At 66.4% G+C, this 22,103-nt stretch carries 13 protein-coding genes and 1 pseudogene (1 of these 14 running past the window's edge); 8 read left to right on the top strand and 6 right to left on the bottom strand.

Annotated elements, in window-relative coordinates; all coding sequences use genetic code 11:
* Positions 1-6,922 carry the final stretch of a DUF8616 domain-containing protein gene (locus ACRXBZ_RS36650; protein ID WP_433882985.1) on the top strand. It extends 21,260 nt beyond the left edge of the window, so 6,922 of the gene's 28,182 nt are visible here — the last part of the coding sequence; the start codon falls outside the window, past its left edge; its stop codon occupies positions 6,920-6,922.
* A gap of 64 nt (positions 6,923-6,986) precedes the next feature.
* Positions 6,987-8,018 (top strand): hypothetical protein, encoded by a 1,032-nt coding sequence (locus tag ACRXBZ_RS36655; RefSeq protein ID WP_433882986.1) that lies wholly within the window; start codon positions 6,987-6,989, stop codon positions 8,016-8,018.
* 895 nt (positions 8,019-8,913) lie between these two features.
* Here ACRXBZ_RS36655 and ACRXBZ_RS36660 read toward each other — a convergent pair.
* The 3 genes and pseudogenes from ACRXBZ_RS36660 to ACRXBZ_RS36670 all read right to left on the bottom strand — a co-directional run bounded on the left by ACRXBZ_RS36660 (position 8,914) and on the right by ACRXBZ_RS36670 (position 12,363).
* Entirely contained in the window at positions 8,914-9,747 is an 834-nt protein-coding gene (locus ACRXBZ_RS36660; RefSeq protein WP_433882987.1) for an SAM-dependent methyltransferase, read from the bottom strand.
* Positions 9,748-9,814: 67 nt separating this feature from the next.
* Positions 9,815-10,020: pseudogene (locus tag ACRXBZ_RS36665) on the bottom strand (IS982 family transposase); the annotation flags it as partial.
* A gap of 402 nt (positions 10,021-10,422) precedes the next feature.
* Positions 10,423-12,363, bottom strand: coding sequence for a GntR family transcriptional regulator (locus tag ACRXBZ_RS36670; RefSeq protein WP_433882988.1), 1,941 nt, complete (start codon positions 12,361-12,363; stop codon positions 10,423-10,425).
* 196 nt (positions 12,364-12,559) lie between these two features.
* On the opposite strand from ACRXBZ_RS36670, the gene ACRXBZ_RS36675 reads away from it, so the two are divergent.
* From ACRXBZ_RS36675 to ACRXBZ_RS36695, 5 genes are all read left to right on the top strand, one after another.
* A complete protein-coding gene (locus tag ACRXBZ_RS36675; RefSeq protein ID WP_433882989.1) occupies positions 12,560-13,918 on the top strand; it encodes an MFS transporter in 1,359 nt (452 codons plus the stop codon).
* Between the two features lie 10 nt (positions 13,919-13,928).
* The gene (locus tag ACRXBZ_RS36680) at positions 13,929-15,968 is read left to right on the top strand and encodes an oxidoreductase (RefSeq protein ID WP_433882990.1); all 2,040 of its coding nucleotides are present in this window, start codon (positions 13,929-13,931) and stop codon (positions 15,966-15,968) included.
* Between the two features lie 102 nt (positions 15,969-16,070).
* Positions 16,071-16,643 carry an IS607 family transposase gene (locus ACRXBZ_RS36685; protein WP_433882991.1) on the top strand — a complete coding sequence of 191 codons (573 nt, stop codon included), beginning with the start codon at positions 16,071-16,073 and terminating at the stop codon, positions 16,641-16,643.
* A complete protein-coding gene (locus ACRXBZ_RS36690) occupies positions 16,640-17,194 on the top strand; it encodes a helix-turn-helix domain-containing protein (RefSeq protein WP_433882992.1) in 555 nt (184 codons plus the stop codon). The genes ACRXBZ_RS36685 and ACRXBZ_RS36690 overlap by 4 nt, the downstream gene beginning before the upstream one ends.
* A complete protein-coding gene (locus ACRXBZ_RS36695) occupies positions 17,116-17,985 on the top strand; it encodes an RNA-guided endonuclease TnpB family protein (protein ID WP_433882993.1) in 870 nt (289 codons plus the stop codon). Before ACRXBZ_RS36690 ends, ACRXBZ_RS36695 begins: the two co-directional genes overlap by 79 nt.
* Before the next feature lie 305 nt (positions 17,986-18,290).
* Here ACRXBZ_RS36695 and ACRXBZ_RS36700 read toward each other — a convergent pair whose 3' ends face one another.
* A complete protein-coding gene (locus tag ACRXBZ_RS36700) occupies positions 18,291-18,464 on the bottom strand; it encodes a DUF397 domain-containing protein (protein ID WP_433884086.1) in 174 nt (57 codons plus the stop codon).
* A 78-nt stretch (positions 18,465-18,542) separates the two neighbouring features.
* The gene (locus ACRXBZ_RS36705; protein ID WP_433882994.1) at positions 18,543-18,716 is read right to left on the bottom strand and encodes a DUF397 domain-containing protein; all 174 of its coding nucleotides are present in this window, start codon (positions 18,714-18,716) and stop codon (positions 18,543-18,545) included.
* 215 nt (positions 18,717-18,931) lie between these two features.
* Between ACRXBZ_RS36705 and ACRXBZ_RS36710 the strand changes: the two genes are divergently transcribed.
* On the top strand, positions 18,932-20,476 hold the full coding sequence (locus ACRXBZ_RS36710) for a transposase (RefSeq protein ID WP_433879170.1): 1,545 nt from the start codon (positions 18,932-18,934) through the stop codon (positions 20,474-20,476).
* On the opposite strand, the gene ACRXBZ_RS36715 is transcribed toward ACRXBZ_RS36710, so the two are convergent.
* The gene (locus ACRXBZ_RS36715) at positions 20,477-21,343 is read right to left on the bottom strand and encodes a helix-turn-helix domain-containing protein (protein WP_433882995.1); all 867 of its coding nucleotides are present in this window, start codon (positions 21,341-21,343) and stop codon (positions 20,477-20,479) included.
* Between the last annotated feature and the right edge of the window lie 760 nt (positions 21,344-22,103).

The following is a 22,103-nucleotide window of genomic DNA, read 5'->3' on the forward strand; positions in this document are numbered from 1 at the left end:
GAGTGTGGGGCCTGCACTGGTCACCGAACTGAAGGAGCAACAACGCGGTCTCGGCGCGTATACGGTGATCACACCGTTCACGGTGTCCGGTGCGGCGGAATCGGGTGAGACGCTGACGCAGGTGGTGGGCACCAGTTCCGGGAAGAAGACCGTCGCGAGCATCGAGGGCGATTCCGTTCTGGTGGAGGCGACGCTGGACATGCGGGTGCAGCGGTATTCCACGGATCCGGAGCTGGAAGGCTCGGATACCGTGGCGGAGAAGGTGTTTTTGTGGATGCCGGTGGAGGAATTCGCGCGGCTGGAGGAGATTTCCGCGGCACACTCCGCTCTGCGGGTCGCCGAGGAGCACGACGGGCCGCACGAACCCCCAGCGGTTCCGGAGGGGCTGCGGCACAGCCAGAACTTCCGTGACCTGGTGGATCGTGTGCGTCCCGAGGTCACCCGCACGCCGGCCGAAACCGAAACCGATGCCGTAACCGAAGCCGAAGCCGTAACCGAAGCTGAAGCCGAAGCTGGGGGAGGGGATGCCCGGCTGGGAAACGACAGGGCCGAGCAGCTCGCTTTGTCGGTCTTGGCTGATTACGGTAAGCGTCCGGAGATCACGATTCCGGTGGGTGGGCGCCGGCAGCCCGACATGCTGGCGGCGGGTAAGAGCACCGGTGGTGGTGTGGTGGATCGGGCGCCGGGGATCGAGCGGGTGCTTCCGGAAGTGCGGCGGTTGCTGCGTGAGTCGGTGGGTGAGGAGCTGGCGTCGCTGGACCATGACGTGCGGTCGGTCGTGGAGAGCGTGTTGTCCTCGGCTTTCGGTGCGCCGGGGTTGTTCCGGGCGTTCAGTGGCGAGTTGCGTGGGGCGAGCGAGACGATCCGGGTCGGTGACCGGTTGGTGACGATCGAGGTCCGGCCGCGACTGGGTGCGCTGGTCGGGACCGGTCGGGTGGAGAAGGCCAATGTGGATGTCACCGCGAGGAACGCGATCCGTGGCGAGGGCAAGGCGAAAGCGGGCACGAAGCAGCGGATCGGTGTCGAGTCGGGTGCCACGGTCGGCACCAAACGCAAGGATTTCTGGCGCACCCTGGGTTTCCTCGCCACCGGGTCGGTCCAGTTCTCGCACAGCTATATCGGCACTGTCGGGCAGAGTCACAAGGTCCACCGGCGCGCGAGGTTCGTGGGGCCCGCGGTCACCTTCGACCGGCGGGTGACCTGGTCGATTTCCGTGTCGACGAAGACCATCCCCGCCGACACCGAGCAGCCAGAGCCGTCGCAGACCGGGCAGCCGGTGTCGCAGTCCGGGCAGCAGGGGTCGTGGTACCGGGGACTGGGTCTGTTGGGGGGGTGGGGGAGGCGGTCTGATGAGGCTGATAGCGGTGGTATCGAGCTTGACACGTTGTCCGGGGATACCGTGACGGCGGGGAGTGACTCGGACAGTGTGGGGAGTTTTGGTGGTGCTTCGGCGTCCAGCAGTGCCACGGTGTCCAGCAGTGCCACGACGGTCAGTGGTTCCACGGTGGATGGCTGGACGCGGGTGCTGGTTCCGGAGCCGTTGGCACCCATCACCGAGCAAGGTGATCTGAGGAATCTGGGTACGGTCATCAGGGACTTCGACTACGACGACCAGGACGGTAACCCGTTCCGGGTGCACGTGGAGTTCGTGATGCCGCAGGGTGTGGCGACGCCGTCCACGGTGTTGGGTGAGCCTGTCGAAGCGATCCTGGACGATCGTGCGGGTGGGCAGCGGCAGGACTTGACCACGGCTGGTGAGAACTCGCCGGATTCGCTGGAAGCGCAATTCGACCAGTTGGTGTCGCCGGGTGGGGTGGTGATCGCGGGGAGCCGGGTGCGGTTGCGGCTGTTCGATGTTCATCCGGTGGGGACGGCTGCGAAAAAGCTGAATCTGGAGGTGGGTACTGAGGGTGGGCTGAAGCTGGACGGTCAGGAGATGTGGGGCAGAGGTTTCGAGGGGCGTTTCCGTGGTTCGGCGTGGATGTTGTTCGGGGGTAGATCGAGCCGGGCGTATGTGGCTCCGTCGTTGACCGGGCGGGGCAGGTTCGGTGAGGAGGAAGGAGCCACGTTCGGTCGTGGCACCCAACGCCGGCGGGTCGGCCGGACGACCGGGGCCACGCATCTGTACCGGGCGCATGGGGTGTTCGAGATCACCAGTTACGGGGAGTCCGGGTCCGGGGCTGCGGGGAGCACCGAGACGGTCGTGGTCGGTGGTGGTGTGGAGTTCCTGCTTTCCGACGTCGTCGCGCAGCGGCTGCGCACGCACCCGGTCCGGGAACCGGCAGTGCAGGGACGGCCCCCGCGGACCCGGCGCCTTGAGTTGCCCGCGGGGGTGGAGCCGAAACCGGCACCGGTGACCGAGGTGCGGTATCCGCCGGAGTTCGTGTTCTCCGGTGCCGCGCTGGGGCCGACCCTCGTTACCGAGATCTCCAACGCACACGAGGTCGCTCCGCTGATCAAGAGCATGCTCTTCGAGCATGCTCCCGGTTTCGGTTCGGGTCGCTGGCTGGAGGTACCGACCGGGATCGCGGGGTCGGTGGACACACTGGCGTCGGTGAACGCCTTGGCTGCCCGGTTCGGGCAGGAAGCGACGTCCGGGGTGCCGTTGCTGGCGGCCCGGCCGTATCGGGGCGGCACCGAGACGATCGAGTTCGTCATCCGCGCACGGTACGCGCCGGACGCGGTGGCCACCCCGGATAAGGACACCAAGTCCGACACGTCGTTTCTGCATTCCGAGAAACGGGTGCACACTGTGGCCCGGTCGCGGGCCGTCGGCGGCGGCGCGAGTGTGCTCGTGGCTGGTAAGGGCCGCGGGAACCTGCGCCGGGCGGGCGCGCACCCGCAGGTGGGCTACGACAAGGAATGGTCACGGACTCAACGCGACTCCGAAAGCGGCACGTTCAAGTCGCGGGTGCTGGGGACCGAGGCGATCTCTTACTCCTATACCTGGCCGACGTGGTTCCAGGTGGAGATGTACCGGACGTGGACCCCGGACGCGATGCTGAACACCCTGCTGCTCTACAAGCCGAGGCAGGGTATCGAGATGTGGGCGGCGATGCGGGAGGACACCCGGACCCCGCTCCAGCGGGAGTTCACCAGCGAGGGCACGGCCCGGTACATCATCCCGGGGGGCCTGACCACGACCACGCCGCCGCTCCCACGCCCGGTGCGCATCGGCGGCCGGCTCGTGCCGGCCGGAGGTGCGCAGCGGCTGGGGCCGCTGCCGCAGGATCTGCGGGGGGTGGACGTGATCCCGCTGGCACTGCCCGGAAGCGAGCGGTTGTTCCCGTGGCTGGCCGCGGTGCTGGCGCATCCCGCACCCGAACCGGCCGATGATGGCGACCCGCAGGCCTCGGAGGTGTCGATGCGGGCGCCTGCCGGTAACGGCTGGGTCCGCCCGGCCACCCTGCCGGCGCGGATGCTGTGGCAGCTGGGCGGGGAAGAAGGCTTGACCGCGATGATGCCGGACCTGCTGGCCGACCCGGTGGTCTTCCCCGCCATGGTCGAGACCGGGATGGTCTGGGACGACGAGCACGGTCTCGCGGTGCGCCTGCGGTTCACCGGGATCGAGTACGTCGATTCTTTCACCGCGACCGGCGAGCTGACCCAGGAACAGAAAACCGAGCAGGAGCTCGTCCAGTCCGAAGGCGGCAAGACCAGCGCGACTGTGCTCGGGCAGGCCACGGTCGATAGCGGCGGACCCGGGGCCAGCGGTGAACACGGCAAGTTCACCGGGGACATGCTCTTTCCCGGCGAGACCAGCACGCTCGATCCCTCGGGCGGGGTGTCGGCCACCTGGTCGGGCCCGCGTGGCCTGAACTTCACCGGCGGCACTAGCCGGGAGGCCACCACCGAGAGGAAAGGCCTCTACCACGTCTACCGGGCCGAGGCGGTCTACAAGATCACCGACCTGACCAAGCATCGCGTCGGTTCTGCTGCCCTGCCGGGAAAACCGGCCGAGGTCGAGGTGACCATCACCAACGGCGGGTACTTCGCGGTGGAATCCACACAGGCCGCGGCGAAAAACCTGCCCGGACCCCCACCCAAGCCGACCACACCCGCTACCGCACCGGCCCCGGCCGCGGCCCTGGGCTCGGCCGCGCTGCCTGCGGTCTGGACACCCCACACCGGCGATGAGCACGCAGCCGGGCTGCTGCCCAAGATCCGTGGCCACCTGGTGGTCGGGCTGACCGCCTCCGGCGGCACCCTCACCGTGCCCGAACTGGCCGCGCGGATCGAGCAGCTACCGGGCTGGGCCAGACGGCCGATCGTGCTGGTGGGAACCGAGGGAACGCTGGACCTCTCCGATGCGGCCGGGCTGCGCGACACCCTCGGGGTCGACGTGATCGCGGCTGATCACGAGGTCTGGCATGCCGCCGACGGCCGAGTGGTCACCGGCAATTTGTCTTTCGTTCGCGGTGGGGCGCCGACCTGGAGCGAACGGGCCGAAGCGATACTCGGCGGTGAGGTCCGCTCCGCCACCGCCGGGCACTGGCACCTGCTGGCGGCCGCGGGCGGCACCCGCCGGCTTCCCGGCGCGGATCTCGTCGCAGCACTGGCCAGTACCGGCACCCCGGCACAAGCGGGAACCGCGCCACGATCCGACTTCCGCTGGGGCGCACGCAGCGCGCCGGTAAGTCTGGCGATCCACGGGGCCACCGACACCGCCGACTACACCACCTGGACCCGCTCGCCGTATCACGCCGCCACCCGCCCAGAGGGCAGCAAACCACTGCTGGTCCTCGGGCACGACGACACCATCATCCCCAACACCGAGGTCACCACCCGGCGCGACCGTAGCGGCGCGGACGTGCTGGCACGGGTCAACCGGGGCCGGGGCCCGAAATGGATGCTGCACCGCGCCGACGGCAGCCGGCCCCGACCGGTCGACCCCCCCACCGAGGTGACCCCCACCCCACGACCGCAACCCCTGCTGTTCGCCGGCCCCGAGGATTCCCCCGCGACGATCGCACAGGCCGAGCGGACGGCACCCCACCTGCCCGCGGACACCCAGCCCGTCGGCGTGCACGTGACACCCGACGGACTGGCGGTGCTGCCCGATGGCCGGGAGGTGACACCCGAAGACTTCGCCGACGAGGTACGACAACACCCGCGCTTCCTCCCGGGACTGACCATCGCACTGCTGGGCTGCGCCGCCAACCGAGAACCAGAACCAGGCCAACCCACGTTCGCGCAACGGCTCGCCCGAGCACTGCGCACACGGGTGTGGACAACAACCGACGATGTGGTTCAAACCACGGACAAGCGTGTGCACGCCACCCAGGTCACGGTCGCCGAGGACGGCACGTTGCTGCCGCAGTTCAAAAACGGGCAGGGCACCGGACACTGGGACCTGCTAGACCCCGAAGGCCAACCACTGTCGACGGCCGGACCGGACCTGGCTGCCGCGGTCACACCGGACGGCACCGCACCGCCGCCCGACCCCGACGAAGCACACCCAACCCCGGTGATCAGATGGACAGGGAGAAACGGCAAGCGCAAGCGCTCGTACGTGAAGACTGCGGAACAGAAGGCAAAATACTCGGCGACAGCGAGACAACGTTATGCCGCGGATCCCAGCCTTGGGGAGAAGAAGGTTCAGAAACGGCGGGACAGAAAAGCGCTCCTGAGGGAGAGGGATGAGCTGGTTGTGGAGGCGGAGGTGTTGCTGGGAGCCGCTCAGGCTCGGCTGGCGGCGTTGCCGGTGGGGGATGCGGCCCGGCGGCAGGCGGTGCTTGGGCGTATTGGAGATCTGCAGGGGGTGTTGGACGACCTGCGGAAGGAGACGAGTGCGCAAATACTCGGAGATGAAGAGGCGGCTCGGGCGTCAGCGGGTGGGCCTGATGCCAGCTCCCTGTACGCGGCACAGACCGACGAGGAACGCCAACAGAGAAGGAAGGAAGCCAAAACGGAAAACCAGAGACTTCGCCGGGGGAGGTTAAGCGCTGCCCAGCGAGAGAAAGAGCGAAAGAGCGCGAAGGAATACAACAAACGTTACTTGGCGGGGCTCAGCGATGCCCAGCGAGAGGATCAACAGCTGAAAAAACGGGAAATGACTAGGCTCAAGAGGGAGCGGGACAAGCTGATTGACGAGGCGGAGAAGTTGCTGGGGGAAGCTAAGGCTCGGCTGGCGGAAGTTGAGGCTCGGCTGACGGCGTTGTCATGGTCCGATAAGACTCGACAGGAGGAGTTCGAGCGGGCTCGACAGGAGGAGCTTCGGTGTATCGAAGATCTGCAGGGAGTGTTAGACGACCTGTGGAAGGAGGAGATTCCGGACATCCGCAGAAAGGAAGCGGAGCTTTGGGTGATCGAGGAGGACTCGGGATCGTCTGATGAGGCGTCCGTCGGTGGGCGTGTTGCTGCGAGGGTGCCGGATGCAGCACAGACGACCGAGGGCAGGGCCCGCGAGAAGGAGGAGTCGGATGAGCAGGCGCGGGCGTCGCTGGCGGAGTGGGCTGCGCAGGTGCGGGCGTCGCTGAAGGGGATTAAGTCTCGCCAGGATTGGTTTGCGTTGCAGGATCGGGATTTTGTTCTGCAGTGGGGGCAGGAGTTGCCGACGTTGGATGAGGCTACGCGGGACGAGCGGGCGGAACTGCAACGGCAGTTAGACGAGATTACGGAGGACGTGGTTGTCAAGTTGAAGAGGTTGGTCGGGCTTCTGGACGGGCATTTGGCGGCGTTGCCCGCGGAGCCCCATCCGAAGGTGCGCGAACAGTTCGCACTTGCGAAGGCGGCGGCGGAACAGGGAAGTTGGCCACTGGAGCAGGTGTACAAGATCGCGTCGAAGCTGGAGGGCATGCTGGAGTTCGAGCAGTCTTTGCGGAACTACCGGCTGGGCTTGGCGCGGGACGGCGACTCCAGGCGAGCTCCGGATGACCAGTCAAGCACGGCGGCAGCGCGGCCTCAGCGCCCAGCCGGATGACACGCCCCCGACGCCGGGCCGTCCGCCCACGTTTTCGTACCAACAACGTTTCGAGGAGAAGGAAATGACCACACCTGACCAGAAAGCGGACGTAAAGGCCGCCTTGCACGAAGTACTTTTACGACAGGCCGGATTCGCACCGGATGAGTTGGTCACGCAGGCTCGTGCCTGGCTCGCGGACGACCGGTTCGACGAGGTTGCCCGCGCGGTAGTCTCCACCGTCGCGCGCTACGTCCTACCGCTCACCGTGGAGGATCTGGATGTGCTCGTGACCGTCTCCGAGGCGGAGGGTGTATCGCTGGACGTCCTGGAAAGCATCGAGCCCACGATCGACGATCCGCCGCTGGTGTGGCAGTTCAGCGCCCAACCGCCGGATTCCGTTGACTCCACGGACGATTCCGCCGTGGCGGCACTGATCGAGGCCCTCGGTGACGAGCCGGCCGCGCACGGAATGTGGCGTGCATGGCGAATGGTCCCGGATGGCGCGCCGTATCCGCCGCCGCGAGCTGTCTACGTCATCGAAGCCGACGATGACGACCTACCCGCGCTCACCGCTCGGCTGCAGGAAGCGCTCGTCGCCGCCGGTGAAGCGGCTCCGCAGGTCGAGGTCACCCCGGCCGTCGGCCCGGTGCCCACGTACCAGCAGGCGGCCCGAGCCTACGGTGCGCTCCTGTGGGCTGCTACCGAGGCGCCGGAAATCACGGTGGCGCGGGTTTTCGACGCGGTGGACCCGATTTCCGGCCCGAGCTTCGCCCCGGACCACCCCCGGATGGACAATGAAGCCGAACGTGGCCAGATCCTCGACTACCTACGCGCCGGCACTGCCCTAATGATCACGACGGCCACCCTGGAGGACGTCGTCGATCCTACCCGCGGAGCGGTCGTCCCAATGAGCTTCCGCACCGACGGCACCTGGATCTGGCCGGACACCATCGCGTACTACCTGGAACACCACCACCTGGCGCCAGATCCGGACCTACTGGCCCACATCCGCGACGCCGGCCTACTTCCCCCGGAACTGGACACGGTGGCCATACAACGAGCAATGGACGTACTACGCCGACCCCCGGAAACCGAACCGGTCTGGACCCGCTGAGCCGGATCAGACGAGGTGAGGGACTCCGGCAGAGTCTGTTGACACCTTGGGCAAAGGCGGGCACGGCTCTTGTTGATCACGTGAACTGCTCAGTTCACGTGATCATGTGAGCGAGCCGTGCCCGTTGGTGCCCCTGCCTGAACCGTTCACGAAACGTGTCAAAACGTTCCGTGAGCAGATGACTTGCGCCACCTGCGTTGACCATCAGGAAGACTGGTGGCCTTCACGCTTCCTCGACCACTGCCAGCACGAACGCTGGTCTGACACGGTCTCCACGTGCGTTTGGCCTTGTGGCCGGTTCCCACGCAACTCGCGGTACCTGACGTGTTTCACCTGCCGCCGCAGGAAAACCGCTGACCGGGCTTGGCTTTCGCTCGGTCAGCAAGCAACACACTACACCACGCTCTGTCACACATTGACACAGGATCCGGAACTGTCAGTAACCCTGTCGCCTTCGGTCTGCTGACCCGCTGTCTCGCAGCGGCACTGTGCATGCGCTGGCACGGGGAAGACGGCTGATCCCGCTACCTGAGCCCAGCCGCGAGGTGCCGATGGGACTGGGATCTACATGGTGGCGCCGTGATCGTCATGGTGGCTGCCGCTGGGGCTCTGTTCTTGGCGCGAGAGCAGTTACTGCCGTGCGGACAGTCTGGGTGGAGCTGCGCTGCCATCGGGCTGGTGGTTCGGGAACTGGCGCACCTGGGTACAGGTACGTGTGTCGCTTCGCAGGTGTGCTTTCCCTCCCTGCGGAGCGACACCGAACGGCGAACGTGCACGGAAACCCGAGTGGAGGACGAGGCATGGCGAACACCGCGCACCTCGTGGTCGCCGCGGACGGCGAGGCGTCCCAGCTGATCATTCGCGACGGCGAAATGCTGCAGCAGGAACGGGCTGGCTACTGTGGACGATTCGTCCGGGGCTTGCGGCCGACTCCGCCGTAGCCGGCGTTCGGCGCCGCGCTGTCCTCGGGGGTCTCGCCGTTGGCGGGGCGCCAAACCGGCAGCCAGACCACGCCGGGGCTGACCAGGTCGAAACCGGCGAACATCGCCTCGACCTCGGGCTGCGAGCGCAGGCTCACCTGGGCCACGGAGCGCTCGTACTTGCTGCGCGCGGCGTACAGGTGTTCGGAAGGCATCCGTTCGGTGCTCCGGCTGCCGTGCGCGATGGCGAAGAAGCTGCCGCCGGCCAGCGCGTCCCGGTAGCGGGCGATCAAGCTGAGCGGATCCTCCTCGTCGTGCACGAAGTGCAGAACCGCGATCATCAGCAGGGCCATCGGCCGGTCGAGGTCGAGCAGGTCTCGCAGCTCCGGTGCGGCCAGGATCTCCTCCGGCTCGCGGAGATCGGCTTGAAGGACCGCGCAGCGCGGGTTGTCGGCGAGCAAGCGCCGGGTGTGCGCGACGGCCACCGGGTCGATGTCCACGTACACCACCCGGCATTCGGGGTCGGCTTGCTGCGCGGTCTCGTGGACGTTGCCGACGGTCGGGATCCCGGAGCCGATGTCGAGGAACTGGGTCACGCCCTCAGCGACGCACAACTGCACGACCCGGCGCAGGAACATCCGGTTGATGTGGGCCATCTCCGGCCCCTCCGGCATGAGCTGGAGCATTTCCTCGGCGACCTGGCGATCCACCGCGAAGTTGTGCGCACCGCCCAGGAACCAATCCCAGATCCGGGCGATGCTCGGCTGGTTCATGTCGACGTCCAGCGGTGCCCAACTCGGTCGCTTCATCCCGCCTCCTGCCCCCTCTCGCCATTACCAGCCTATTGCATAGATGATTGATTCCGTGAAGTTGGTGTTAGTGATCGAACGCGATAAGTGATCGTTTGCTGGTCACGCTGGTGGTCCAGTTGTGCCAGATGCCGGCGGCCATGGCCAGTGAACGCTGGGCGACGCGGGGAACACGCCGGCCGGGGCGCGTCCGCCGTGCTGCTCGAGACCGAGTTGTCCCTTGAGTGTCTGGTTGACGATCCACTGGCGTATTCCGCCAAGGTTGCCGTTGCGGCCGCACGGAACGGGCGTGGCGTCGGTTCCCGCCCGTGAGCGTTTTTCGGTGCTATGGCGCCCAAAATCACTCACGGCCAGGTGGAGGCCTTCGCCGCGGCGGCGCCGCAACGGGTCGCGGGTCTGCTTCTCGTGGACACCAGGGCTGTCGCCGACAACGACGAGCAGCGTGCCAACCGCCTCAAGGTCGCGAAGCGAGCGGAACGCGAGGGCACCGCGCGCTGGCTCGCGGAGAGCACCCTGCCGAACCTGCTGGGAAGCATGACGCACGAACGACGGCCAGAGGTCGTCGCCAGCGTCCGAGTCCCCCTGAAGCCGTGGGTTCGAACGAGCAACGGTGCTGATCAAGCGGAGCGGTGCGAGCCCACCGGCGATCGTCGGGCTGGGCCGGTCGGCGGGGCGTCAGCGTGGCAGGTTTCGCGGGTCGCTTGGGCGCGGGTTCGGCTTGCCCGCGATGGTGATCCAGAGGTCCGGGTCGAAGTGGTCCCGCGGTAGCTGCGCGACCATGTAGCGGACGCTGCGTTCGACTTTCACGCGCCAGAGGCGCGCGGCTTCGTTGCCGTCGCCGTTGCGGAGCGCGTCGAAGATCGCGGCGTTCTCGCGGGCGATCAAGTCCCCGGCTTCGGCATAGCCCAGTCGCAGCACAGAGATGAACATCCGCAGGCGCATGGTGAGGCGTTCGAAGAACGAGGAGGCCTGCGGCAAGTTCGCGGTCCGCGCGATCGCGTCCTGGAAGCACAGGTCGGCTTCGCCGATGCGCACGTCGTCGCTGTTCCGCGCCGCGACGCGGACCTCGGCGAGGGCCGTGTTGACCGGTTGGAGATGGGCCTGGCCGAGCACCGCGACCCGGCGCATCACCAGCGCTCCCAGCGAGGCGCGCACCGCGTAGAGGTCGAGGATGTTCGTCGCGCTGACGTCGGGGACTGCGGCTCCGCGGTTTGGGAGCCGCTCGAGCATTCCTTCCTCGGCCAGGACGCGCAGGGCTTCGCGGATCGGGCCCCGCGAAACTCCCAGCCGGGCGGCCAGCGGCGCTTCCTTGACGCGCTCTCCGGCGTGGTATTGGCCCGCGGCGAGTGCTTCACGCACCAGATGCACGACCCGGTCGGTGGTTCCGGACGCCGTGGCCGGATCGTCCGGTATTGCGCTGGTGGGCTCCAGGTCGCGTCCGGGTTGCTCCGGCGTAGTCTCGCTCACGGATTTCGAGTCGTTATTAAGGCCGCGGTTGGCGGCGTCGCCGCTCCACAGGGCGCGAGGGCTCTTCGCCCACGAGTACGGGCTCGTGCGCGGGGTCCAGGTGCTGCACCAGGCCCGGACGTCATTGCGGACCTTGGTCAGCGACGCGGCGAAACCGAACAGGTTCTCGTGGCCGGGCAGCGGGTTGTTAGCCAGCAGAAAATCGATCTCGTCGATCCACGACGATTGGTCGGGTGTGCTGTGGCAGCGGAAGCGCGGGTGCCCGTGCAGCCACTCGTCGACCGTTCGCAGAGCCGGCTCGTCCAGGCCGCCGGCGAGCAGGTGGACGTTCATGCTCGCGGCCACGGTGCGGTCGAGGTGCCCGAGGAATGTGCGCAGAGGAACGCCCTCCCCGGACGTTCCGGCGGTCATACCCCGGAGCGAGGCGAAGGCGTTCGCCACGGCGAACAGGTTGCGCGTTTCGGCGCGCCGCCGGTCCGCGCCGCGTCCGGCCGGCCGTCGATCGCGAAGGGGTGTGCGATGCGGGGTGGCCGAGACGGCGAGCACCCGCACCGGGGGGTCGAGGAACAGGCCGACCACGTCGTGGATCTCCGCCGGCAGCAGCGAAGCCTGGCCGGCGCGCCGCGGGGAGGAACCGGCCGCCGGGTGGATGCGGTGGGTGCGCCAGATGCGGTTCACGGTGGTCTGGCTCAGGCCGGTCTCGGCCGCCATCGAACGCGTCGACCAGGCGTGTCTGGCACCCGGGGCTGGGGCGAGCGTGCGGACGAGGACGGTCGCGACCGCGTCGTCGTCGACTGCGCGGGGCCGTCCTGGACGGGGTTGCTCGTGCAGGCCGTCCAGCCGTTGGTCGAGGAAGCGGGACCGCCATTTGCCGACCACGCCGCGGGAAATGCCGAGGCTTTGGGCCACCGCGGTGTTGGTGCGCTCGTGCTCGCAGCACAGCACGATCTGGGCCCGCAGCGCGAGGGCCCGCGAGCAGGTCCGGCTGCGGGTCCACTTCAGCAGTGCGGCCCGTTCGGTATCGGTGAGGACCACGGCGTTGCGGGGCCTGCCGACCATGGCAGAAGAGTAGGCGGACTTCTGGTTCAGGTAAACGGCCGTGCTCAGCAGATGTCCACGGGCATTGTTGACAACTCGGACCGTTCGCATACTTCGTCGCTATCCGGTGGCCACGCCGCCGGCGCCCACAAGGCACCGCGAGTTCGCTTCGGTAACAACGACACCGCCCGCTCCGGCGGTGCGAAGGCACGGGACGCAGTCTGCGGGGCCCGGAGGTCCCGGACCCCGCAGTCGGTGCCCTGCGCGTCCGCCACGCCCGGGCAGGCCTGCGATGTAGGAGCTCTTCGTGAGCAGTTCCATCATTGATGACCAGCCCTACGGGCGCTTCCACCGCAAGCTCTTCTTCCTCTCCGCTGGCGGGCCGTTCCTAGACGGCTACATCCTCAGCGTCATCGGCGTGGCCATCACCGGGGCGACGCGCGAGCTGGGGCTGACGTCCTTCGCCGAGGGCTTGGTCGGTGCCGCGGCGTTGGTCGGCGTGCTGCTCGGCGGGTTCGTGTTCGGTTGGGTGACCGACCGGGTCGGCCGGCAGGTCATGTACACCATCGACTTGATCGCCCTCGTCGCCGCTTCGGCGCTGTCGTTGTTCGTGACTGAGGCGTGGCAACTCGTCCTGCTGCGCTTCGTCGCCGGGGTGGCGGTGGGGGCCGACTACCCGATCGCCACGTCGTTGCTCGCCGAATGGCTGCCCGCGCACCGACGGGGCCGCACGATGGGAGCCCTGGTCGCCGCGTGGTTCGTGGGCGCATCCGCGTCCTACGCGGTGGGCTACCTCGTGGCTGCCGCCGGCGGGGAGGACCTGTGGCGCTGGGTGCTGGCAAGTGCGGCGGTACCGGGCTTGCTCATCCTGCTGGCCCGGATCGGAACACCGGAATCCCCTCGCTGGCTGCTGCGCCACGACCGCCCGCAGGACGCGGCGGAAGCGATTCGCACGGCGCTCGGCCGCTACCCGACGGAGCAGGAACTCGCGCGCTTGGCGGAGACCGAACCGGCGAAGAGCTCCCGACTGTCCGATGTGTTCACCGGAGGTTACCTGCGGCGCACGTTGTTCGTCGGCGGGTTCTGGCTCTGCCAGGTCGCGCCCGCGTTCGCCATCTGGACCTTCTACCCGATGATCCTCGGCGCCTACGGGTTCGAAGCAGGCGACACCGCGCTGCTGTGGTCCATGGTGGTCAGCCTGGTCACCCTGGCCGGCTGCGTGCCGTGCATCAGGTGGGTGGAGACCTACGGGCGCAGACCCGTCATCATCTGGACCTTCGTGGGTGTGACCGTGTCGATGGCAGCGCTGGGTTCGTTCCCCGGTATGGCCGCCGCGCTGGCCATCCTGATGTTCGTCGTCAACGCGCTCGCCCAGGGCGGCGGCAACATCCTGCAGTGGATCTATCCGACAGAGCTGTTCCCCACCGACATCCGGGCGTCCGCGGTCGGCGTGGCCAGCGCGATCAGCCGCATCGGTGCGGCCGCGGGCACTTACCTGCTCCCGGTCGGGCTGGAAGCGATCGGGCTCGGTCCGACCATGCTCGTCGGGGCTGGGCTCTCGGTCATCGGAACCGCGATGTGCGTGGCCTGGGCCCCGGAGACCAAGGGGCAGGCGCTGCACGAATCCGCTGCCGTCCCGCAGCAGTCCGAAGCACGAGCCGGCTAAGGAGAAATCGATGTCAGTCACCCGCGACCCGCTGCTGACCCCGTTCCGGATCAAGAACCTCGTCCTGCGCAACAGGATAGTGAGCACCTCGCACGAGCCCGGCTACGGCGAGGATGGGATGCCGACCGAGCGGTATCGGGCATACCACGTGGAGAAGGCGCGCGGTGGGGTTGGCCTGACCATGATCGGCGGCAGCTCGGTGGTGAGCGTTGACAGTCCGCCGTCGTTCGGCAACCTGCACCTGTACTCCGACGAGATCGTGCCGTGGCTGCGGCAGTTGTCCGACGAGGTGCATGCCGAGGGCGCGGCGGTCATGTGCCAGATCACGCACCTCGGCCACCGCACCAGCAACTACACCGAGTCGTGGCTTCCCACGGTGTCGGTCGGCAACCTCCGGGAACCGGCGCACCGCGCGTTCACCAAGCAGGCCGAGATCGCCGACCTGGAACGCATTGCAGCCGACTACGCGGCCGCCGCCGCGCGTTGCGAGGCGGGCGGTCTAGACGGCATCGAGATCCAGGCCTACGGGCACTTGCTCGACAGCTTCTGGTCTCCCGCGCTGAACAACCGAACCGACGACTTCGGCGGTTCCTTCGACAACCGGATGCGCTTCCCCCTCCAGGTCATCGCCGCGATACGCGCCGCGGTCAGCGACGAGTTCGTGGTCGGCATCCGCATGGCCGTCGACGAACAGCTCCCCGGTGGTGTCGACGAAGACGAGGGCCTGGCCATCGCCCAGGTGGTGGTGGACGCGGGGATCGACTTCATCAGCGTCATCCGCGGCCACATCGCCACCGAAAGCGGTCTGTCCGACGTGATTCCGCCGATGGGCGAGGCCTCGGCACCGCACTTGGACCTCGCCGCCCGGGTGAAGCGCAAGATCGACGTGCCGATCATGCACGCGGCCAAGATCGCGGACGTGGCCACCGCGCGGCACGCCATCGACGAGGGGCTGCTCGACCTCGTCGGCATGACGCGCGCCCTGATGGCCGACCCGCACCTGGTCGCCAAGATCGAGGCCGGGCAAGAAGAACGGATCCGTCCCTGCGTAGGGGCCAGCCTGTGCATCGACGCCGCTTACATCGGAGAACCCGCCTACTGCATCCACAACCCGTCAACCGGCCGGGAGCTCCGCCTACCGCACCGGATCAGCGCAGCGCCGCAAGCCAAGAACGCGGTGGTGGTCGGTGCCGGTCCTGCCGGCCTGGAGGCCGCGAGGGTGCTGGCCGAACGCGGCCACCACGTCACGGTGTTCGAGGCTGCTCCCGAGCCCGGTGGCCAACTGCGCTTGGCGTCCCGGGTGCAGCGGCGGCGGGATCTGATCGGCATCGTGGACTGGCGGGTGGCCGAATGCACCCGCGTGGGGGTGCGGTTCAAGTTCAACCATCTTGTCGAAGCCGATGAGCTTCGCGGGCTGGCTCCCGAGGTGGTGATCATCGCGACCGGGGGAGTGCCGAACACCGATTTCCTGGACTTCGGGGCGGATCTGGTGCACGACACGTGGGACGTCATCTCCGGTGCCGTGCTCCCGACCGGTTCGGTGCTGGTCTACGACGACCACGGGGGGCATCCCGGCTTGGACGTCGTGGAGTTGCTGGCCGGCAGCGTGGCGCAGGTGGAGTGGGCCAGCCCGGAACGGACGGTCGCTGTCGACGTCGGCAGCGTCAACGCACCGCCGTACCTCCGCACGATGCTCAACCACGACGTCCGCGTCAGCCTGATGCACCGGCTGGTCGGCGTACAGCGCGACGGAGACGCGCTGCTGGCCACCTTCACCAGCGATCCGATCCGCCGCTCGTTCACCCGGCGCTTCGACCACGTCGTCGTCGAGCACGGAACGCTGCCCAACGCCGAGCTCTACGAGCAGCTCAAACTGCACTCGACCAACGAAGGCGAGATCGACTACGCGAAGCTCCTCGACCGATCACCGCAGGACCGGGTGCGCAACGAGGACGGCAGGTTCCAGCTGTTCCGCATCGGCGACGCGGTCAGCAGCCGCAGCGTGCACGCCGCTGTGCTGGACGCATTCCGGCTCTGCTCAGCCGTATGAGAACAGGCCTCGGCGGTGCGGGGAAGCGTGCCTTCCCACAGGGGCTGGAGACTGTTCCTGGTTCTGAGTGAGTCTGTGTCAATGCGTGCTAAACTGTGTTGCGTGAAGTTGAAGGAGTGGGCACGTGAGCAGGGTGTCTCGTATCGAACCGCGCTGAACTGGTTCCATGCGGGCGCCCTGCCCGTTGCTGCTCGTCAGCTTCCTACCGGAACAATCCTGGTCGAACCGCCCAAGGAGTCGACCGGCCGCACCGTCGCCTACTGCCGCGTTTCCTCTGCTGACCTGAAAGACGATCTGCACCGGCAGGCCGGACGTGTCGCTGAAGAATGCGGCAAGCGCGGCATCTCTCTGGACGCGACCGTGACCGAAGTCGGGTCAGGACTGAACGGGCGACGCGCCAAGCTTGCCAAGCTACTGGCTGATCCTGACGTTGCGTGCATCGTGGTCGAGCACCGAGATCGGCTCGCCCGGTTCGGTGTCGAACACCTCGAAGCCGCGCTGGCCGCGACCGGCCGCACCATCGTCGTGCTCAACGCTGACGAAGTTGCTGACGACCTGGTCCGCGACATCACCGAAGTCCTGACCAGCATGTGCGCCCGTCTCTACGGCCGCCGGTCCGCGAAGAAACGAGCAGAGAACGGCATCGCCGCCTGCGCTGCGGAGCCGCAGCCATGACCGAGGTCATCCAGGCATACAAGTTCGCGCTCGACCCGAGCCCGTCGCAGGAAAACGAGCTGCGGTCGCACTGCGGCGCGCAGCGTTTCGCCTACAACTGGGGTCTGCACAGCGTCAAAGCGGTCATGGACCAACGCAAAGCCGAAGCGTCGTACGACCTCGCCGACGACGAACTGACACCCTCGATCTCGTGGTCCGCGTACTCGCTGCGTAAGGATTGGAACCAGGCCAAGGACGAGGTCGCCCCGTGGTGGGGCGAGAACTCGAAAGAGTCCTACTCGTCCGGCCTGGCGAACCTCGCTACCGCGCTGAAGAACTGGGACGACTCCAAGAAAGGCAAGCGGAAAGGCGCGAAGGTCAAGTTCCCCCGGTTCACGAGCAAGTACCGCACGATGTCGTGCCGCTTCACCACCGGCAGCTTCGGTCTCGCTGACCGCGCCGGCGGCACGTCAAACTGCCGCGTATCGGAACAGTGCGGACCCACGAATCCACCCGCAAACTCGCCCGCAGGATCGAACTCGGCACCGCCACGATCCGTTCAGCGACCGTGAGTTTTCGGTCCGGCCGGTGGTTCGTGTCGTTCTCGGTGAAGATCGACCGCGACGACCCACCGCCGCAGCAGCCGGACAGTGCGGTCGGCGTTGACCTAGGCATCAAGTCCCTCGCTGTGCTCTCCACCGGGGAAGTGGTTCCCAATCCGCGCCGGCTGGAACTCGCGCAGCGCGAACTCTGCCGGTTACAGCGGCAGGCATCCCGCCGCCCCGACAAGCGCACGAAGCAGAAGCCCTCGAAGCGCTGGCGCAGGACCCAAGCTCGCATCGCGAAGCTGCACGCGGAGATCGCCAACGCCCGCCGCGACGGGCTGCACAAGCTCTCCACCCGGCTCGTCGCCGAACACGGCGCGGTCGTACTGGAAGACCTCAACGTCAGAGCAATGATGTCCAACCGCCGCCTGGCCAGGCATGTTGCCGGTGTCGGAATGGGCGAGCTCCGGCGACAGGTCGAATACACAGCAGCCTGGCGCGGTGTGCACACGCACGTCGCCAGCAGGTGGTACCCGAGCTCGAAGACGTGTTCCGGATGTGGCGCGGTGAAAACCAAACTGCGCTTGAGTGAACGCGTCTACCAGTGTGAACACTGCGGCATGGTCCTCGACCGGGACCTGAATGCCGCACGTAACCTCACTGCTCTTGTTGAGCGCGACACCTCTTCGGCGAGTTGCGTCGTGAGGCTAAACGAGCCCGCTGGAAACCCACGTAAGCCCACTCCAGGTGGCAACGGGTATCGCCATGGGAAGGCCCACGCGGGTCAACGTCAGCGCAGCAATGCGCCGACTCGGTGAACGTTATTACACGTTTTCCGAACGGTTGAGGCAAGGGACCGGCGGCGGCGGCGCGGCGGCGGCGCGGCAGCAACAGTCCGACTTCAGTTCCGCCATACCCGTTCAACCACGGACGGCCCTACCAAGACACAGCAACCGGACACACCCTGAGGCGCTCGAACCAACGATGGGTGTGCAACAAATGCAGTTTCGACGTTGTTGAGCGCGACTACTCGACATGGCGAGGCATGATCGAAGATCATCGAAGATGCAACGGGGGAAACTAACAATGACGCCCCGGTGCCACGCACCGGGGCGTCATGCATTCAGCGGTCGAAACGACCCTGCTGTACCGCACGAACGAACGTCGACACGTCGACAGCCAACGTCGGTCCGTGAGGGTCCTTAGAATCGCGGATTGCGTCCAGTGTCGTAGTTAATTCGACACAGTTTCCATTCGCGCTGGTGTAGCTCGATTTGATCCATTGTTGCGTTAGCATTTTAACTCCATTCATCGAAGATGCAACGGGGGAAACCAACAATGACGCCCCGGTGCCACGCACCGGGGCGTCATGCATTCAGCGGTCGAAACGACGCTGCTGCACCGCACGAACGAAGGTCGACACGTCGACGCTCAAGGTCGGTCCGTGAGGGTCCTTAGAATCGCGGATTTCGTCCAGTGTCGTAGTTAATTCGACACAATCTCCATTCGCGCTGGAGTAGCTCGATTTAATCCATTGCTGCATTAGCATTTTAACTCCATTCATCGACGACTATTCGAGCGATAAGAGGCTCTTCGCAGTGGAGCGGATCCTGTATCCGAGTGATCACTTGTGGTGATAGCTGATTGTTGCGTTCTGTAGCCGCGCCCGCGGCTTGTGTAGGGCGGGGACGAGGTGCGCCCACCGAACCTGTGATGATCTTTGTCGACCAAGAGCAAGGATCATCGGTAGAGGCGGGTGGGCGCGTGTCACAGACTACGGTGCCGGCGCAGTTGCTGGGACTGGACGGGGTCGAGATCGATGTGATCGAGCGGGAGGCGGATGGTTCCTGGACGGTGCATGTGACGACCGCGGCCCCGCGGGCGGCGTGCTGTCCGGGCTGTGGGCACGCCGCGGAGCGGGTCAGAGAGTCCACGGTGCATACCGTCAAGCACGTGACGATGGTCGCGATGCGGGTGAGCTGGCACAAGTCTCGATTCTGGTGTGGGAACGCCGAGTGCGGTAACGCGAGCTTCGTCGAGACGGGGCCGCTGGCCGATCGGCGAGCCGGGATCTCGTCGCACGCCAGGACGGTGACGGGGCATCTGGTCGGGGACTGGCTGGTGCCGGTGTCCCGGGTGGCCGCCGGGGTCGGGATGGCCTGGCACACCGTGCATGACGCGTTCGTCGGGGTGGCCGCCCAGGCGGGGATCGTGGTCACCGACACCACCACGACCACCGACCGTGGGGCCGGTGTGGCCTGCGACGCCGGGCCCGATCGTCAGGACGGGGAGACCGCCGGCGGCGGTGACCCGAGGGTGGCCGACGCGGATCCCGGTGCTGTCGGCACCGATCTGGCCGCCCGCCCCCAGAGGTCGGTGGGCGGCGGGGTGTTGCCGCCGGTGGCGGTGCTGGGCATCGACGATCATCGCCGTGGCAAGCCCCTGTATCACCGTGACCGGTCCACCGGGGAGTGGGTGGCCGATGCCGACCGCTGGCAGACGGTGTTCGTGGACTCCGCCGGGGGACACGGGCTGCTGGGGCAGGTCGAAGGTCGGGCCGGGGTGGACGCCGCGGCGTGGCTGGCCGCCCAGGATCCGGCCTGGCGGGCGGGTATCACCCACGTCACCATCGATATGTCCACTGTGTACAAGTCGGTGGTCACCACCAGCGGGCTGCTACCACACGCGGCCTTGATCGTGGATGCCTTCCACGCGGTGCAGCTGGCCAACACGATGGTCGGTGACGTGCGGCGCCGGGTCACCTTCGAGCACTACGGGCGTCGTGGCCGCGCCACCGATCCCGAATACACGATCAAGAACCAGTTGGTGCGCGGCAAGGAGAAGCTCTCCGAGCGGGCACGGAACAAGCTGTTGTGTGTCCTGGCCGATCTGGGCGGGTACGGCCGGCAGATCGGTGCGGCGTGGCGGGCCAAGGAACTGCTCCGCGCGGTGATCGGCCTCTCGCCCAACCAGACCGGCGTGGCAACCACCGGCCACCGGCTACGCCGGGCATTCCACGCGTTTTTCACCTTCTGCGGCACGATCGGCGCCAGCGTCCCGGAGATCGTGACCCTAGCCCAGACCATCTCCACCTGGCGTACCGAGATCGCCCGGGGCGTGCTCACCGGCCACAGCAACGCCGCCGCCGAGGGCGTCAACCGTCTGGTCAAGCTCGTCTACCGGGGTGCGTTCGGGTTCACCAACGTCACCCATCAACAACGCCGCTCCCGCTACACCGCGTCCCGGTCCACCCGCCCCGAATGGCTACACACCGTCAACACCTCTGCTGCACCATGCGTAGTCACATGATTACAAGATCCCGCCAGATGCGAAGAGCCCGATAAGATCGATTGCTTCGGCTTGGCCCAATGCGATTCTACTCATCTCGTCTATGGCCTTGCGATAAGCTCTAATGTCGTCTTCATCTTGATTGAAGGCTCCAGAACTGTGGTGCTCAAAGTGAACTACGGGAGGAGTATCTTTAAATTCATAAAATACAAACGGTCCCGGCGACCCGGGATGCCAGCCTGCCCGCTGCGGAACAACCTGAATGGACACATTCGGCTGTTCAGCAACTTTGATCAGGTGTCGTAGCTGTTCGGCCATAGCATCGGCCGGTCCAATTGGTTCGCGTAGTGCAGCCTCCGCAATTAGCGCATTAAATCGGACAGGGTTTCGGCTGGCTAGAACATCCCGTCTTGCGACCTTAATCATTACGCGAGATTCGATCTCGTGCTGAGGCAGACTATCCAGGCGCGCACTTGCAACTACGATAGCGCGTGCGTACTCAGTAGTTTGCAGCAATCCGGGTATCAGGCATGGGTGCCAACCGGTAATGCTCGATGCTGCTCGCTCGCACTCCCACGCTCCCGCAAGTTGCTGCGGGATTCCTGGTATACCCACGGTCAGCCAATTAGGTTCGCTTGCGTTCCGAGCTAGAGCGAGAATTCTTTCGCGTTCCTCTGGCGACGTACGTAGTATCGCGAGGATCATCGCCGTTGTTTCAACACTTGGAACCCTTTTTCCGGTCTCAATCCTCGATAGGTGCGATTGATCTATCGACAATCTGTCGGCTAGTTCCCGTGTGCTGATTCCGTGTTCTCTGCGAGCCTCGCGCAGAGCATGCGAAAGCGCCCTGGCGCGTGGTGATCCGTTGGCTGTAGCCATGCGATACATCCTTACGTGTCATACGGGCACGATCACCCGTTTAGAGGAATTGCGATGCCATGTGCGCATCACCCAATCTCTTGCCTGCGCTGATCACCCCTTGCCGCATCAGCGTACTTGCTAGGTCAACACTCGTGGGAGGCATCATGGCGGGTCACAGCGCCGTTCCTGGTCCACCTGGTCCACCTGGTCCAGCTGGTCCGCCCGACCAGACGCCCGAGGGTAGCAACGTGCGGTGGTTCCGCTACAAACATGGCGTCGTCCGTGAGTCGAAACGTGTCGTGCACTGTGCGGAAGAATCTCGGGATGGCACGGTGACTTCCGTGTCTGGGGAGAAGTTCCCACGGGTGCAGGTGGAGGTGTGCGAGGAGGGTGAGGGGGCAGCGTGCGTTCCCTGCCTGCTGGTCGTCCTTGGCCGAGCTGATCGACTGGCCGATATGCCACCCGTGGTGAGTCAGGTTCCGGCCGGTACGCTTGCTGTGATGCTTGCTGAAGTCCAATGGGCAATCAGCGATGCGCAGTTCAATGTCGTGCGGGGGGACTACCCCCTAGAGAATCAGGTAGCGCTAGGTGGCTGGTGTCGAACGGCCTCATTTTCATCGAAAGACCGACCCGGACAAATCGTGCGGGGCTGAGATCGCCGTAGACGGTCGGAAAGACGGTCGCCGATCGAATCAGTCCACCCTAAGCCTCGAAGTTCGAGGCACCTGCCGGGTACTTCCCGAAAAACACCAGCCTCCTAGCGGACAAATTGCGGCGACTCTCCCAT

The sequence above is a fragment of the Saccharopolyspora hattusasensis genome, assembly GCF_050972075.1.
Lineage (GTDB): Bacteria > Actinomycetota > Actinomycetes > Mycobacteriales > Pseudonocardiaceae > Saccharopolyspora > Saccharopolyspora hattusasensis.